16 protein-coding genes are annotated in these 13,631 nt (G+C 75.6%); 5 read left to right on the plus strand and 11 right to left on the minus strand.

Annotation, left to right across the window (positions count from 1 at the left end; all coding sequences use genetic code 11):
• The 3 genes from ACFU5G_RS15095 to ACFU5G_RS15105 all read right to left on the minus strand — a co-directional run.
• Window positions 1-298 (minus strand): heavy metal-associated domain-containing protein (locus tag ACFU5G_RS15095; RefSeq protein WP_377245932.1); only part of this gene is annotated, 298 nt, incomplete at its 3' end.
• Window positions 299-330: 32 nt separating this feature from the next.
• Window positions 331-639 (minus strand): heavy-metal-associated domain-containing protein, encoded by a 309-nt coding sequence (locus ACFU5G_RS15100; RefSeq protein WP_377245935.1) that lies wholly within the window; start codon window positions 637-639, stop codon window positions 331-333.
• A 68-nt stretch (window positions 640-707) separates the two neighbouring features.
• Window positions 708-1,067, minus strand: coding sequence for a metal-sensitive transcriptional regulator (locus tag ACFU5G_RS15105; RefSeq protein ID WP_020015644.1), 360 nt, complete (start codon window positions 1,065-1,067; stop codon window positions 708-710).
• Window positions 1,068-1,217: 150 nt separating this feature from the next.
• On the opposite strand from ACFU5G_RS15105, the gene ACFU5G_RS15110 reads away from it, so the two are divergent.
• Complete coding sequence (locus ACFU5G_RS15110; protein ID WP_377245939.1) at window positions 1,218-2,066, plus strand: rhamnogalacturonan acetylesterase; 849 nt, start codon at window positions 1,218-1,220, stop codon at window positions 2,064-2,066.
• Between the two features lie 49 nt (window positions 2,067-2,115).
• Window positions 2,116-2,859 (plus strand): response regulator transcription factor, encoded by a 744-nt coding sequence (locus ACFU5G_RS15115; protein WP_377245941.1) that lies wholly within the window; start codon window positions 2,116-2,118, stop codon window positions 2,857-2,859.
• Here the strand turns inward: ACFU5G_RS15115 and ACFU5G_RS15120 are convergent.
• The 8 genes from ACFU5G_RS15120 to ACFU5G_RS15155 all read right to left on the minus strand — a co-directional run bounded on the left by ACFU5G_RS15120 (window position 2,825) and on the right by ACFU5G_RS15155 (window position 12,274).
• Window positions 2,825-3,292 (minus strand): hypothetical protein, encoded by a 468-nt coding sequence (locus ACFU5G_RS15120; protein WP_377245944.1) that lies wholly within the window; start codon window positions 3,290-3,292, stop codon window positions 2,825-2,827. The two genes, ACFU5G_RS15115 and ACFU5G_RS15120, sit on opposite strands and share 35 nt — an antisense overlap.
• 131 nt (window positions 3,293-3,423) lie before the next feature.
• Window positions 3,424-4,032, minus strand: a complete 609-nt coding sequence (locus ACFU5G_RS15125; RefSeq protein ID WP_377245947.1) for a hypothetical protein — start codon at window positions 4,030-4,032, stop codon at window positions 3,424-3,426.
• The gene (gene eccCa / locus ACFU5G_RS15130; RefSeq protein WP_377245950.1) at window positions 4,022-8,092 is read right to left on the minus strand and encodes a type VII secretion protein EccCa; all 4,071 of its coding nucleotides are present in this window, start codon (window positions 8,090-8,092) and stop codon (window positions 4,022-4,024) included. The genes ACFU5G_RS15125 and eccCa overlap by 11 nt, the downstream gene beginning before the upstream one ends.
• The gene (locus tag ACFU5G_RS15135) at window positions 8,089-8,886 is read right to left on the minus strand and encodes a hypothetical protein (RefSeq protein WP_377245953.1); all 798 of its coding nucleotides are present in this window, start codon (window positions 8,884-8,886) and stop codon (window positions 8,089-8,091) included. The genes eccCa and ACFU5G_RS15135 overlap by 4 nt, the downstream gene beginning before the upstream one ends.
• On the minus strand, window positions 8,886-10,244 hold the full coding sequence (locus tag ACFU5G_RS15140; RefSeq protein ID WP_377245956.1) for an EsaB/YukD family protein: 1,359 nt from the start codon (window positions 10,242-10,244) through the stop codon (window positions 8,886-8,888). The genes ACFU5G_RS15135 and ACFU5G_RS15140 overlap by 1 nt, the downstream gene beginning before the upstream one ends.
• Complete coding sequence (locus ACFU5G_RS15145) at window positions 10,241-10,453, minus strand: hypothetical protein (RefSeq protein WP_377245959.1); 213 nt, start codon at window positions 10,451-10,453, stop codon at window positions 10,241-10,243. The genes ACFU5G_RS15140 and ACFU5G_RS15145 overlap by 4 nt, the downstream gene beginning before the upstream one ends.
• Window positions 10,443-11,537, minus strand: coding sequence for a DUF6177 family protein (locus ACFU5G_RS15150; RefSeq protein ID WP_377245962.1), 1,095 nt, complete (start codon window positions 11,535-11,537; stop codon window positions 10,443-10,445). Before ACFU5G_RS15150 ends, ACFU5G_RS15145 begins: the two co-directional genes overlap by 11 nt.
• Window positions 11,534-12,274: an FHA domain-containing protein gene (locus tag ACFU5G_RS15155; protein WP_377245965.1), complete on the minus strand. Its 741-nt coding sequence runs from the start codon at window positions 12,272-12,274 to the stop codon at window positions 11,534-11,536. The genes ACFU5G_RS15150 and ACFU5G_RS15155 overlap by 4 nt, the downstream gene beginning before the upstream one ends.
• A 330-nt stretch (window positions 12,275-12,604) precedes the next feature.
• Here ACFU5G_RS15155 and ACFU5G_RS15160 point away from each other — a divergent pair, with 330 nt between their 5' ends.
• Genes ACFU5G_RS15160 through ACFU5G_RS15170 form a run of 3 tightly spaced genes read left to right on the plus strand, consistent with a single transcriptional unit; the run spans window position 12,605 to window position 13,628 of the window.
• Window positions 12,605-12,940, plus strand: a complete 336-nt coding sequence (locus ACFU5G_RS15160; protein ID WP_377245968.1) for a hypothetical protein — start codon at window positions 12,605-12,607, stop codon at window positions 12,938-12,940.
• Between the two features lie 30 nt (window positions 12,941-12,970).
• A complete protein-coding gene (locus tag ACFU5G_RS15165; RefSeq protein WP_377245971.1) occupies window positions 12,971-13,282 on the plus strand; it encodes a pore-forming ESAT-6 family protein in 312 nt (103 codons plus the stop codon).
• Window positions 13,283-13,286: 4 nt separating this feature from the next.
• Entirely contained in the window at window positions 13,287-13,628 is a 342-nt protein-coding gene (locus ACFU5G_RS15170; protein WP_377245973.1) for a DUF6507 family protein, read from the plus strand.
• Window positions 13,629-13,631: the final 3 nt, after the last annotated feature.

Genomic DNA, 13,631 nt, shown 5'->3' on the forward strand with positions numbered 1-13,631 from the left:
GCCCGGCGGACTCCTCCGCGCCGGGCCCGGCGCCGTCCCCGGCCGCCCCGTTCGCGCTGCGGCGCCGCGTCACGCGCGCCTCGTACCCGGCGGACTCGACGGCGTCGACCAGGTCCTGGTCGGCGACGTCGGCCGAGAGCACGACGTGGGCCGACTCCAGGGGCAGGTTCACGGTCGCGGCGACGCCGTCGAGCCGGTTGAGCTTGCGTTCGACCCGGGCGACGCACGAGGCGCACGTCATGCCGGACACAGCGAGCTCGACCTCGCCGAGGGGGTGCAGGGCCTCAGCGGCAGGCACGGTGCTCCTTAGCAGGGGGGTGGGGCGTCCGATCAGGACTGGACGATCGGCAGCATGCGGGTCGCCTGGCGGCCCGGGGCCTGGGCGGCGGACTCGGCCGCCACGGCGTTCTCGAGCACCTCGACGTCGGCCACCTCGTAGCCGGCCTCGTCCACGGCGTCGCGCAGCGCGGCCTCGGTGAGCGGCAGCTTGGAGATCACGTGGACCTGCGAGGTCTCGCCGGCGTGCAGCTCGACGCTGACGTCCTGGACGTCCGGCACGGCGCGCAGCTCGTTGGTCACGGCGGACACGCAGTGCCCGCAGGTCATCCCGGTCACGGCGAGCTTGGTCACGGTGGTCATGCGTTCTCCTCGGTTCGTGGGCTGCTGGACGTGCGGATGCTGCTGGACGTGCCCGGGTCGCCGGACCGTCACATGCGGACGAGGCGGGCGATCGCTTCCGAGGCCTCCCGGACCTTGGCTGCGCCCTCGGCGTCGGAGGCCTTGGCCGCGTCCACCACGCAATGTCCCAGGTGGTCCTCGACGAGCGCTAGGCTCACCGCTTGCAGCGCCTTCGTCACGGCGCTGACCTGGGTGAGCACGTCGATGCAGTACTCGTCCTCGTCGATCATCCGCGCAATGCCGCGAACCTGCCCCTCGATGCGGCGCATCCGCTTGAGGTAGCCGGTCTTGTCGGACGCGTAACCGTGCGGCCCGTCGTGCGCACCAGCCGCGTGCTCGTTCGGGGTGGCGGCCTCGGTCGCCTCGGTGATCTCCGTCGCCTCGGTCATGCATCCATGAGATACCCCTATGGGGTAGTGAGTCAAGTGTCCGGGCCACAGCCCGGGGGCGGCGTTCACCACCTCCCAGGATCGGATACCTTTCGTCCTTAATACCCCAGATTCTGCATGAGAGGTCCTCCCGCCGGCATGCCCGCCTCGATGACTCGCCGCCTCCTGCTCGCCGCGCTCGCCGCGGCCGGACCGCTCGCCCTCACGGCGAGCGCGGCACCCACCGACACCCCCGTAGCGCCGCCCGCCGTGGTTCCCGCCGCGACGCGGAAGGCCCAGGCCCAGGAGGCGCCCCGGATCTACATCGCCGGCGACTCGACGGCGGCCCAGAAGTACGCCGGGGTCTTCCCCGAGACCGGCTGGGGCATGGGACTGTCCTGGTACGTGGCGCCGCGGATCGAGGTCCTCAACCACGCGATGAACGGGCGCAGCTCCAAGAGCTTCATCACCGAGGGGCGCCTCGACGTGATCCTGGACGCCATCCGCCCCGGCGACGTGCTGCTCGTGCAGTTCGGGCACAACGACGAGAAGGCCCACCCGTACGTCAGCACCGACCCGTGGACCACCTACCCGTCCCACCTGCGCCGCTATCTCGACGGCGCCCGGGAGCGGGGCGCGCGGCCGGTGCTGCTGACCCCGGCGGAGCGCCGGCGGTTCGACTCGGCCGGGAACGTCGTCGCGACCCACGGGTTCTACCCGGACGCGATGCGGGCGCTGGCCGTCGCCGAGGGCGTGCCGCTGGTCGACGTCACCGCGCAGACCATGGCGCTGTGGCAGGAGCTCGGGCCCGACGGCACTCAGGTGTATTTCCTGAACACCTACGAGGGTCGGCAGGACAACACCCACTTCAACACCCCGGGCGCCCGCCTGGTCGCCCGGATCGTGGCGCGCGGCCTGCTCGCCGCGGGCGTCCTCGCGGAGGACCAGGTGCGCCGCCTCGACGAGAGCATCCCGGTGGAGTGGTTCACGTGGCCGGAGGAACCGCCCGCCGCGACCTGACCCGGCGCGCTGACCAGCGAAGCGGCGGTGTCGTTGCTACGTTCGACGGATGGACCAGTCAGGGGGACGGGGCGTAGCGGTCGTGGTCGAGGACGACGACCTCATCCGTGAGGTCATCGAGGTCATCCTGCAGCAGGCCGGCTTCACCGTGCACCCCGCCGCCACCGGTGCGCAGGGGGTGGCGCTGGTGAAGGCGCACCGGCCCATCGTGACCACCGTCGACATCTCCCTGCCCGACATCGACGGGTTCGAGGTCGTGCGCCGGGTCCGGACCTTCTCCGACACCGTCATCGTCATGCTCACGGCCCGGGTCGACGAGGTCGACACGCTCATGGGCCTCGAGTCGGGCGCCGACGAGTACGTCACCAAGCCGTTCCGGCCACGCGAGCTCCGGGCGCGGATCGACGCGCTCCTGCGCCGTTCGGGTCACCTGACGCCGGCGGCCGGGCCCGCGGAGGAGCCCGGCCCCGCTCCGGAGGACAGCGGCCGGCTGGAGGTCGACACCGCGCGCCGCACGGTCCGCCTGGGCGGCGAGCTCGTGCACCTGACCCGCACCGAGTTCGTGCTGCTCGCGGCCCTGCACGACGCGCGCGGCCGGCCGGTGCCGAAGGGCGACCTGGCCAGCCTGCTCTGGCCCGACGACCACGGCTACGGCGGCGGCGTCACCGAGGCGGACCGCCGCACGGTCGAGGTGCACGTGGCCAACGTCCGCCGCAAGCTCGGCGACAGCCCGACGAGCCCGCGGTTCATCCACACGGTCAGGGGGCTGGGGTACCGGTTCGAGAACGCCTGACCAGCGCTGCCTCCGTGTGGTGGGCCAGCCGCATGAGGCGGATCAGCGTGTCGACCTCCGGGACGGTGCGCGTGCGCGCCACGTCCTGCGCCACCGCCCAGGCCGCCTGGGCCAGCGGGACCGCCCCCACCATGGCGCCGGTCACGGCCAGGTCGGCCGCCGTGTCGTAGACGGCGTACACGCTGCCGTCCAGGGCGGCGACGGTGAGCAGCTCGAGGCGGCGTCGGAGGCCGGCGGCGAACTGGTCGGCGAGCCGGCGGGCGGTCTCCTCGCCGAGATCCTGGTCGAGGTCGCGGAGCACGGTCTCGTCGAGGATGTCCGACGCGAGAGCGCGTGCCGGTCGCTGGGGAACGGACGCGCCGCCGTCCGGGCAGCCTGTGCGGGCCGCCCGCCCGGTCCCGCCGGGCCCGGTGTGTCGTCGTATCTCGGTCATGGCGCGCCTCCCCGTGAGTGCCTGTGCGGCTACTCCCAGGGTGCGGGCCGGAACTCAACGCCCGGCCGAAGAACCTCAAGGACTGCTCAGGATCGCCCTTGAGGTTCTTGAGGTTTCTTGAGGTACGCCGGTCACGGGGCCAGGGCCCGGCCGCCCGCCCGGGCGAGGGACTCGAGGGCCACCGCGAGCACGGCTTCGCGCGCCGGCGCGTCCAGCAGGTCGTCCCGGACCGCGCCGGGGACGCCGAGGGCCGCGTCGTACGGCAGGCCCAGATGGTCCGGCGAGCTCCGGGGCCGGCGCTCCGCCCGCGCGTGGTCGACCGCGACCAGGAGCGCTCCGGGCAGGCCGGCGACCGCGCGTTCCCCGAGCCGCAGGCCCTCCGGGTGCCAGGGAGCCACGACCACGGGCAGCACCGCGGGGGCGCGCACGGCCGTGGCCCCCGGCAGCAGGGCGGTGGGCCCGGCGCACTCGACCGACACCTGGGCGGCGGTGGGCGCTGCCCATCCGGCGTCCCCCGGCGCGGTACCGGCCCGTTCGGCGAGGGTCCCGCCGGTGTGGTCGACGAGCGCCACGCGCCCCGGGCGTGCGCGGGCGACGGCGCGGGCCACGAGGGCGGCGAGCGTCGTGGCCCCCACACCTCCGGCGACGCCGGCGACCACGACGCGCGCGGTGCGCGCACCGAGATCGGCGGCCAGCCACTGGTTCGCGTCGGGTGCTCCACCCAGGACGTCACGAGACACGGTCGCTCCTTCCGCTCGTCGGGCCCGCGTCCGCCGTCGTCCCGGTGACCCGGCCCACCTGGACCAGCACCGGCCGCTCCCCGCGCCGGACCCACCTGCCGCGGCCCGGTGGCAGGTGCTCGGCCCGCACCCCGGGGAACAGCTGTCCCTCGGCGCGTTCGCCCGACAGCACGAACCCGCTGGCCCCGGTGTCGCGCAAGGTCTGCAGCACCGGGTCGTAGAGCGCGCGCGACGCTCCGGCCACCGGCCGGGCGAGCAGCACGTGCAGCCGCAGGTCGCGCGCGGCGGGCAGGTACGGGAGCAGGGGCCGCAGCGGATCGGTGCCGCCCGAGGAGAGGATGTCCTCGTCGTCGACCACCACCACGATCCGCGGGCCGTCGACGCCCGTGCCCCTCGGCGCGTCACCCAGCGCCTGGGTGCGCCGTTCCAGCTCGACGGCGACCGCCGCCGACAGCTGCACGGCCCGGACGGAGCTGGTGGCCGTCCCGCCGAGGTACTCGTCGTCCGGGCAGGCGTCCGCGACGGACCCCCGCACGTCGTACACGGCCAGCGAGAGCTCGGCGGCGGAATGGCGTTCCACCAGGGCGGTCACGAGGGTGCGCAGCACCGTGGAGCGGCCGCTGCCCGCGTCGCCCAGCACGAGCAGGTGCTGGTCCGGACCGTCGAGGTCCAGCAGCGCCGCGCCCATGGTGTCCTGGCGCAGGCCGAACGGCAGCCGGTCGGGCTCGTCCAGCGGGTCCGGCAGGTCGTCGAACGCCAGGTCGTCGGGCAGCATCCGGATGGGTGGCGCGGACGGGCCGGCCCACGCCAGCGCCGACTGCCGGGCCAGCGCCGTCACGGCGTCGCCCGCCTCGGCCCCCGGTGCCTGCGCGGGGTCGTCGTCCGCGCCGAGCAGCGGGAGCGCCACCTGCCCGAACAGGCTCTCGTCCGTCAGCACGCGGCCCGCCTGCGTGGGCCGGATCGTGGCGTTGAGCTTGCGGGCGATCGTCGAGTCGGCGGGGTCGTTGAGCCGCAGCTCCACCTTGGTGCCGATCAGGTTCTGCTGCGCGGTCCGCAGGTCGTTCCACCGGGCGGTGGCCGCGACCACGTGGATGCCGAACCCGCCGCCACGTTGCAGCAGCTCGCCGAAGCCCTCCTCCAGCTCCTCGAAGTCCTGGCGCAGCAGGCCCAGCCCGTCGAGCAGGAGCACGACGTCGGCGGCGGGCAGCTCCGGGAGCTCGCCAGCGGCGTGCCGCACCCGGAGCATCGCGAGCGAGTCGATCCCGTACCGGGCGAACACCCGCTCGCGCTCCGCGAGCATGCCGAGCAGCTCCTCGAGCAGGCGGGCGAGCCGGTCCCGCCGGGACCTGGTGGCGACGCCGCCCACTTGCGGGAACCCGTCGATGCGCGCCAGCCCGCCGCCGGTGAGGTCCATCCCGTAGACGGCGACCTCCTGCGGGGTGTGCGTGAGCGCGATGCCCGCGGCCACCGACCACAGGAACGTCGTGCGGCCGGACTGCGGCGCGCCGAGCGCCACGACGTGGCCGCCCGCGCGGGTCAGGTCGAGCCGCCAGACCTCCTGCCGCTGCCGGGCCGGCTCGTCTAGCAGCCCGATCGGCACCGCGAGGCGACGATCACGCCCGGCGCCCCGGGCCAGCTCGTCCGACGTCGGCACCCGGGTGCGGCCCAGGACGTCGCCCAGGGTGACCCGCGCGGGCAGCGGGTCGAGCCATACGGGCCGTGCCGGTGCGGCAGCCCTGCCCAGCTGGTCCACGATCACGTCGACCACGGGCCGCTCGACCGACGGTCGGACCACCTCGGCCCGGCCGGGGTCCGCGCCGGCCGACTCGATCCCGTTGGCCCGCCGGATGTCGTTGTAGGGACCGAGCAGCAGGGGACGGCGCAGGACGTCGTCCGGCTCCGGCGCGGGCCCGGCCTGCTCCGCCGGCCCCGACACGTATCCCGCGCGGAACCGCTGGTAGACGCTGGTGTCGACCTTGAGGTAGCCGAACCCCGGCATGGCGGGCAGGTGGAAGGCGTCGGGGGTGTCGAGCACCATCGACGACTCCGCCTCGGAGAACGTCCGCAGCCCGATCCGGTACGAGAGGTACGTCTCCAGGCCCCGGAGGCGGCCGGCCTCGATCCGCTGGCTCGAGAGCAGCAGGTGCACGCCGATCGACCGGCCGATCCGGCCGATCATCAGCAGGAGGTCGACGAACTCGGGCTCCGCCGTGAGCAGCTCGCCGAACTCGTCGATGACCAGCAGCAGGTGCGGCAGCTCCGGCAGCTCCGGGCGGCCGCGGCGCAGCTCGCGGTAGTGGGTGATCGACGGGGAGCCGGCGTCGCGCAGCACCTGCTGGCGCCGCAGCACCTCGCCGGAGAAGCTGGCCCGCGCGCGTTCGGTGAGCCCGGCGTCGTCGGCGAGGTTGTCGAGGATCCCCGCCACGTGGGGCAGGCCCGCGAACGGCGCGAAGGCGGCGCCGCCCTTGTAGTCGACCAGGATCATCGCCAGGTCCTGCGGGGAGTGGGACGTCGCCAGGGACGCGACGAGCGTGCGGAGCAGCTCGCTCTTGCCGGACCCCGTCGCGCCGATGCAGAGACCGTGCGGTCCCATGCCCTGCTGGGCGGACTCCTTGAGGTCCAGGAGCACCGGGGCGCCGTCGTCGTCCGTTCCGATCGGCACCCGGAGGAAGTCGTCGGGCGACCGGGGCCGCCACAGGGTGGGCACGTCCAGGCGCGTCACGTCGGCGATCCCCAGCAGCTCGCCGGCGCGAGCGGCGCGAGCGGCGGCCGGGGCGCCGTCGGCGGACGAGGCGCTGAGCCGGAGCGGGGCGAGGGCGTGCGCCAGCCCCCGCAGGACCGCCGCCGCGGGAGCGTCCGCGGTCACGCGCAGCGGCTCCGCCCGCGTGGTGCGGCGGTCCCGCAGGTCCTCGACCGTGAGCTCGACGGCGTCCTTCGCGTTGCCCGGGCGCGCGGTGATGCGCAGCGCGGTGTCCGAGGGCTCGTGCAGGCGGTCGGAGAGCAGGTGGACCACGGTGACGCCGAGCTCGGCCAGGCCCGGCGCGCCGTCCGGCAGGGCGAGCGGCTGGGCGGTGCCGCCCCAGCCGTCGACGACGACCAGCAGGCGCCGGCCCCGGGCCCGTTCGTCGGCGGTCCGGCGCTGCGCCTCCGCCGCGGCGGTCGCGCGAGAGCGCAGGTCCGCCGCCAGCAGCCGGTGCAGGCCGGCCAGGTCGGGTGCGACGCGCCGGACGGCGGCCGGCCCGTCGAAGGCGGCGTCGTCCGTGAGGTGCGGCAGGAGGTCCACGCCGCGCCAGTCGGGCAGCCGGTCGGGCGCCGCGACCAGGGCGACCTGCACGTCGTCGGGGGCGTGGAGCGCCGAGACCTGGGCGAGCATCGTGTGCACGACGCCGAGCACGTGCGCGCGCTCCCCGACCACGGCGACGTCCCCCACACGGTCGAGCGGCACGGGCACCGGCACGTGCCGCAGCGCGGAGTGCCGTTCGGCCACGCCGCGCGCCTCGGCCAGCAGCATGGGATCCGGCGGCTCCGCGGGGCCGTCGGCCGGCGGCATCGTGACTCCGTCACGCGGGACGTCCCCGATGCCGACCCGGACCTCCAGGAAGTCCGGGTCCGAGCGCCGGCGCTCCCACAGCCGGGCCGGGTCCCGGACGACGTCGAGCAGGGCCTCCGGCGCGGGGTGCACGGTGTGCGCCTCGGCGCGGGCGGACCGCTCGGTCGCCCGCAGCTCGGTGCGCAGCGTCTCCAGGTGGTCGAGGTAGCGCTCGCGCTGGTCGTGCCGGGCGCGGATCGCGTTGCCCCGCTGGCTGAGCGCCATGCCCAGGCCGCTGACCAGGGCCACGACGAGCACGACGAGGGCGACCAGCACCATCACCGGGTTGTTCCGCAGCACCAGCATCATCGTCATCGACGACAGCGCGCCCACCAGCGGCAGCAGCGCCTGCAGCGGCAGCCCGGCGACGTTGCCGCTGCCGACGGCGGGCGGCGCGGCCAGGCTCCGGGACGGCGGCACGACGAGCGGGCTCACCGTGCGGGCCGGGCGGTGCACGATCCGTTGCGTCATGCGGTCCTCGCTTCGGTGAGGAGCTGCGCGGCCGCCTGCGCGACGGCGGCGCGGGCCGGTGCGGCCAGCTCCGGGAGCGGCGTACCCAGCGAGCGGGCGGCCACGGGGTCGTGCGGCACGGTCAGGGCATCGGGCCGGGTGCTGTGCGCGAACGGCGGCTCGCCGGGTGCGACCCCGACCAGCACGAGCGCCACCCGCGCGTCCGGCAGCGCGTCCCGGACCGCGCCGGCCAGGGCGCGTCCGGCGGCGAACGACCCGGCGTCCGTGCGGGCGACCACGGCGGTCACGTGCGACTCGGCGGCGAGCGCGGCCGCTTCCTCGGGGGCCCGCCGGCCGGCGTCGGACACGACCACCTCGAAGAACCGGCCGACCGCCGCGGCGGCGTCGGCCCAGAGCGCGTGCTGGGGCGGCCAGCCGGACGCGCCCGCGAGGTGCAGGCCGGACCGCGCCTCCTGGGTCGCCGCCCGGGCCTCGCCGAGGGACCGGACCGGCGCGCCGTAGGCGACGTCGTCGAGCGAGGGGGCGGTCTCGGTCCCCAGCCGGACCCGCAGCGCCGACGGCCCGCCGGCGGCGTCGAGCGCCAGCACCGGTCCGGTGCGGCGCCGGGCGAGCAGCAGGGCCACGGCCGTGGCGAGCGTGGTCGTGCCGGTGCCGCCGTCCGCGGCCAGGAACGTGATGCGGCGGCTGGTGCCGACGGGTGCGCGGACGGCCGCGTCCCAGCCGGTGGCGTCCTGCGTGGTGCGCCCCGCACCCCGCAGCGCCGTGCGCAGCGCGTCGGTCGTGGAACCCCGCATCAGAACACCCCGAGCAGCAGCTCGTAGACGCCGAACACGCCGAGCACGGCGGGGACCACGACCAGCATCGCGAGCAGCTCCAGGACGTCGCCGGCCCGGCGCCAGCGGGCGCGCTGCTGCGCGTTCGGGGTGCGGGAGACCATGAAGGTGACGACGAGCGCCAGGGCGCCGAGCACGACGGCGGTGAGCCCGGGCCGGTCGCCCAGGGCCGCGAGCGCGCCGACCACCGTCGCGATCCCCACCGCGCCCCAGAGCGGCACGACCTGTGCGGTCAGCGGCAGGGGCCGCACGCGCAGGGCGGCGACGAGCAGCACCGCGACGCCGAGCACCCGAGCCCACGCGGACGGGGTGGACAGCAGGACCGCGGCCGCGAACGCGAGCGCGGTCCCGGTCGTCACCGTGGCCCAGGTCAGCGCGCGGTAGGCCTCCTCGAGGGTGGGCACCACGAGCTGCCGGTCGGGCCGCTCGCCCTCCAGCGTGGCGTCGTCGAGGCGGTGCACGCCCGACGTGCTCAGCGCGACGGCGGGCAGCACGCCGAGCAGGATCGTCGCAGCGGTCGCGACGACGGCCGCGGCCCGGTCCGCGCCCAGGTCGAAGCCGACCGGTACCGCCGCGAGCAGCACCAGCCCGACCCCGGCTCCCGCACCGGTCAGCATCCCCCGGCTGCGCCGGGAGACACCCGAGGCCCAGAGGGCGCAGCACGCGACGGCGAACGCGACGATCCCGGCGAGCTCCAGCGCCGCCCGCCCGGGGACCGGGCCGACCAGGTCGGCGACGGCGGGCAGGGCGGCGACGGCGAGCCCCAGTGCGGGGCCGAGGCCCGTGGCGGCGGAGGCGGCGGCCAACCGGAGCCAGGCGCCACGTTCGCGCCGGCTCCGCGCCCGCGGCGCGGACGCGGCCAGGCCCAGGAGCGCCACCAGGACGATGCCGAGCACCACGGCGGTGCCGCTGTCCGGCCCGGCGTCGTACGCGGGGACGATGCCCGCGGCGCCCGCGATCAGGCCGACACCGGCCGCGCCCGTGGCCCGCCGCGCCTGCTCGTCCCAGCGGCCCGGCAGGTCGGCCAGCACGTCCGTCGCGGCCTCGGTGACGTCCGCGACCTCGGCGGGCGGGGGCGCGTCCTGCGTGTGCACCACGCGCAGGATCTCGCCGTCCGGCAGCCCGAGGGTCTGCAGATCGTGCCCGACGTCGAGCTGGTCGCCCGTGTTCCGGACCAGGGTGACGGTGCCCTGGCCGGGCGGTTCGGCCACCAGGTCCAGGATCTGCGGCAGGAGCACGGCGAGCTCCTCGTCGGACGGCAGCACGATCTCGCCCCGGCGGGCCGATCCCACCACCGTGACACGGGTGAAGCGGCTCACTGTCCCAGTCCTCCGAGGTTCTGTACGAACGAGTACCCGGCGCAGCCCGCGCACACCACGGCTGCGATCACGATGCTGCCGACGAGGCGTTTGACGTTGTCCGAGACGGTCCGGCGCCCGGAGAGCTCCCCGTGCAGGAACGCGGAGGCGAGCCGCGCGCGGCGGGTCTCGACCGACTCGAGGAGCTGGCTGTCGGGGTCACGCGCCATCGGACGCCACCCCCAGCCAACGGGCGATCCGGGACGTCGTGCCCCAGCCGGCGCCGTCGGGCGTGCCGAGCGGGAAGCGCAGCGCCGGCAGCCGCCGTCGGCCCACGCGCACGGCGTCGAAGCGGCGCGCGGCCTCGCCGAGGTCGACGTCCAGCTGACGCACCCCCGGCGGGCCGAGCAGCATGGTGAGCGGTTCGGGTGCGGCCTGGGCCCGCGGCGGGACCAGCAGGTCGGCCCGTCCGGTGCGGGTGGTGGCCAGGAAGAACAGCGGGATCGCCTCCTCGGCGAGAGCGTCGAACAGACCGGGTACCCGGTCGAGCACGGCGTGTGCGGCGGCGGAGCCCGGCGGGCCCGCCGCGAGCTCCAGCGTGGTGGACTCCTCGAGCCCGTCCGAGGTGCGGCGCACGTGGACCGTGCCGACGACGCCGTCACCCGCCACGACGAGCAGGGTCAGGTCGGGAGCACGGTCCCGGGCCACGGCGGTCAGCGCGCCGCGGTCCCACGGGCGGGAAGCGGGCTCGTGCGGGCCCCACGCGACGGGCGGGGCCCCGGTCAGCGTCTCGACGGCGAGCTCCGCCGCGCGGCCGAGCACCGTGGTGGGGCGCGCGGAGTGCCGCACGGACAGGGAGAGCGTGACCAGGCAGGCCGACGGCGCCGCCTGGCGGCGGCCGATCTCCCCGGGCGGCTCGGCGTCCGCGACGTCGGGTGCCGGACGATCGGGTGCCGCGCCGTCGGGTGCCGCGCCGAGGAAGGCGGGCGACGTCGTCTCCGGACCGGGCGGACCCGATGGGTCCGTGGCGTCCAGGACCGACGCGAGCCGCCGTCCGGTCACCGCGTCCCGGCCTCCCCGGGCACCCTCGCGCACCACCCAGACGCCGCCCGTGGCCAGCAGGGCGTCCCGCAGCGGCAGGGTCAGCGCCGCGCCCTCGCCCGTCACCAGCACGAGGCGCCGCGAACGCTCCGCGGCGTCCCGGAGCAGGCGAGCGCGGTCCGCCGTCAGCGCGACGACACGGTCACCGGTCTCGCTGAAGACGGCGTCGCCGTGCTCGGTGCCGTCCAGGAGCGTGGGCCGGTCGCCGGTCACGACACCTCCACCCGGAGGGCCCGGTTGCCCAGCTGCACGGTGCCGCCGGCCGGAACGGCCAGGGGCACGCCCGGCTCGGCCCGCTGGCGCTCGCCGTCGGTACCGACCACCCAGGAGCCGTTGGTGGACCCGCGGTCCGTCAGCCACAGCGTGGCGCCGTCCCAGGTCAGCAGGGCGTGCGTGGAGGAGACGGACCGCGTGGGGTCCGCGATCTGCACGACGTCGCCGACCGCCTCACCGGGCCTGGGAGCCGGACGGCGGCCGAGCAGCGCACTGCCGAGCACCTCGATCCGCTCGGCGCCGTCGATCAGTCTGGCTGTGAGCGTCGGTGCTGGTGCTGGTGCTGGTGCTGATGCTGGTCGTGTCGGGGTGGGGCGCGGTGCCGGTGCCGCGCGGCGCTCGTCCAGCCGGACCAGGGCGATGCGGGGCCCGCCGCTCCGGCCGGGCGGGGTGCCGAGCAGGGCGTCCACGTAGCGGGTCCGGGTCGCGAGGGCGCCCGGAGTGCCGCCCGTCGTCCGGAGCTCGCGGATCAGGAGCACGACGACGCCCGCGGTCAGGACGAGCCCGAGCGGGACCCCCACGGTGGGCGGCCAGACGCCCGCGGACCCGAGGACCGCCGGGACGGCCGCCAGGACGACCAGGCCGACGTCGACGGCGACGGCCCGCGCGCGTTCGCCGCCGGACGCCGCGACCAGGCCCGCCGAAAGCGATGCCGTCGCGGGTCGTGCGCCGGTCACCGTCGCCTCGCAGCTCCCGCACCGGGTGTCCTCCGGAGCGAGCGGCACCCCGCAGGCGCCGCAAGATCCGGTCGCGGCAGAGCCTGCTCTCACTGTGTTGCCCCCCAAGACAGATCGCGCGCCGGAAACCTCCCCGGGCTGGACGATTCTGGCACGTTCCCGTACATCTCTGAAGGAAAAGTGCATCGACCGGCTGAAATCTCGGGTCGGGAGGGTCCGTGCGACGGCATGATTCGTGGACGCTCGCCCGGGGGTCTTGTACTTTGATGGGTGATTTCGCCCGCCCGATCGCGGGTAGGGCAGGGGTCTTCGACATAAGGGGGAATGGCCATGAAGTTCGCCATGGGGTCAGAAGTGCTGTCGACCCTGACCAAGAAGACCAGCGCGTCCTCGGAGGACCTGGGGGCGCTCGTGCGGGAGCTGGCCGCGGCGGCCGAGCCGCTCGAGGGCAGGTTCAACGGTGCGGGCCGCGCCGCGTTCGACGCCTTCAAGGGCCGCACTGACGAGATCTCGAACGAGCTGAACCAGGCCCTGGGCGGCGTGCTGGCGGGTATCTCCGGCATGGACAAGTCGTTCACCGAGGGTGACTCGGCGATGGCCGACGAGACGCGGGCCGCACAGGGCTCGGCGTCCTTCGACGCCGCGCGCTTCGGCGCGGGCAAGTGACCGAAGACAATTCGTGAGGGGGCTGGTCTGATGGCAAACGCGATGGATCGTCGGGACTACGACCTGGGTGCGTCGACGGAGGCGCAGGAGAACTTCGAGCGGGTCGCGACCCGCCTGGAGGCACTGATCGAGCAGCGCGACGCGGACGTCAAGGCCGCGATGACGGACTACGAGGCGTCGGGCGTGTCCGAGGACTACCGGGCCAAGGAGGTGCGGTGGAACACCGTCGCCGGCGAGGTCCGGGGCATCATCCGCACGCTGCGCACGTCGCTGGAGCAGAACGACGCCACGGCACAGGACGCGATGGCTCGCGCCCGGGCCGCCGTCGACTCGATCGGCTGACCGGGTGACCGGTTATCGGGTCTCACCGGAGGGTGTGGACGCTACGCTGCGCAGGGTCTCCGACCGCGCGCAGTCGCTGGCCGCTGCCCTGAACGGGCTCGAGGAGCACGCGACGGCGGCCGTGGCCGGTGCCGGCGGGAGCCCGGTCGTCGCGGAGGCGATCGGGGAGTTCTTCAGCCGGAGGTCGGCGATGATCACGTCGATCGGGACGCGGATCGAGGACGGCATGGCCGGGGCCGCCCAGGCAGTCGCCGTCTACGTGCGGAGCGACGAGGAGATGGCGCGCACGCAGCAGGGGCATGCGTCGCGGGTGCCGGATTGGTTCGTCGGCGGGCCGAAGGGGTGAGGC

It is taken from the genome of Promicromonospora sp. NPDC057488, from assembly GCF_042802395.1.
Classification (GTDB): domain Bacteria; phylum Actinomycetota; class Actinomycetes; order Actinomycetales; family Cellulomonadaceae; genus Promicromonospora.

Coding starts and splice junctions, on each gene's coding strand:
- ACFU5G_RS15135 (WP_377245953.1), bottom strand. CDS start 8,886: ATGCGGGGTTCCACGACCGACGCGCTGCGCACGGCGCTGCGGGGTGCG.
- ACFU5G_RS15165 (WP_377245971.1), top strand. CDS start 12,971: ATGGCAAACGCGATGGATCGTCGGGACTACGACCTGGGTGCGTCGACG.
- ACFU5G_RS15110 (WP_377245939.1), top strand. CDS start 1,218: ATGACTCGCCGCCTCCTGCTCGCCGCGCTCGCCGCGGCCGGACCGCTC.
- ACFU5G_RS15120 (WP_377245944.1), bottom strand. CDS start 3,292: ATGACCGAGATACGACGACACACCGGGCCCGGCGGGACCGGGCGGGCG.
- eccCa (WP_377245950.1), bottom strand. CDS start 8,092: ATGACGCAACGGATCGTGCACCGCCCGGCCCGCACGGTGAGCCCGCTC.
- ACFU5G_RS15115 (WP_377245941.1), top strand. CDS start 2,116: ATGGACCAGTCAGGGGGACGGGGCGTAGCGGTCGTGGTCGAGGACGAC.
- ACFU5G_RS15145 (WP_377245959.1), bottom strand. CDS start 10,453: ATGGCGCGTGACCCCGACAGCCAGCTCCTCGAGTCGGTCGAGACCCGC.
- ACFU5G_RS15160 (WP_377245968.1), top strand. CDS start 12,605: ATGAAGTTCGCCATGGGGTCAGAAGTGCTGTCGACCCTGACCAAGAAG.
- ACFU5G_RS15105 (WP_020015644.1), bottom strand. CDS start 1,067: ATGACCGAGGCGACGGAGATCACCGAGGCGACCGAGGCCGCCACCCCG.
- ACFU5G_RS15100 (WP_377245935.1), bottom strand. CDS start 639: ATGACCACCGTGACCAAGCTCGCCGTGACCGGGATGACCTGCGGGCAC.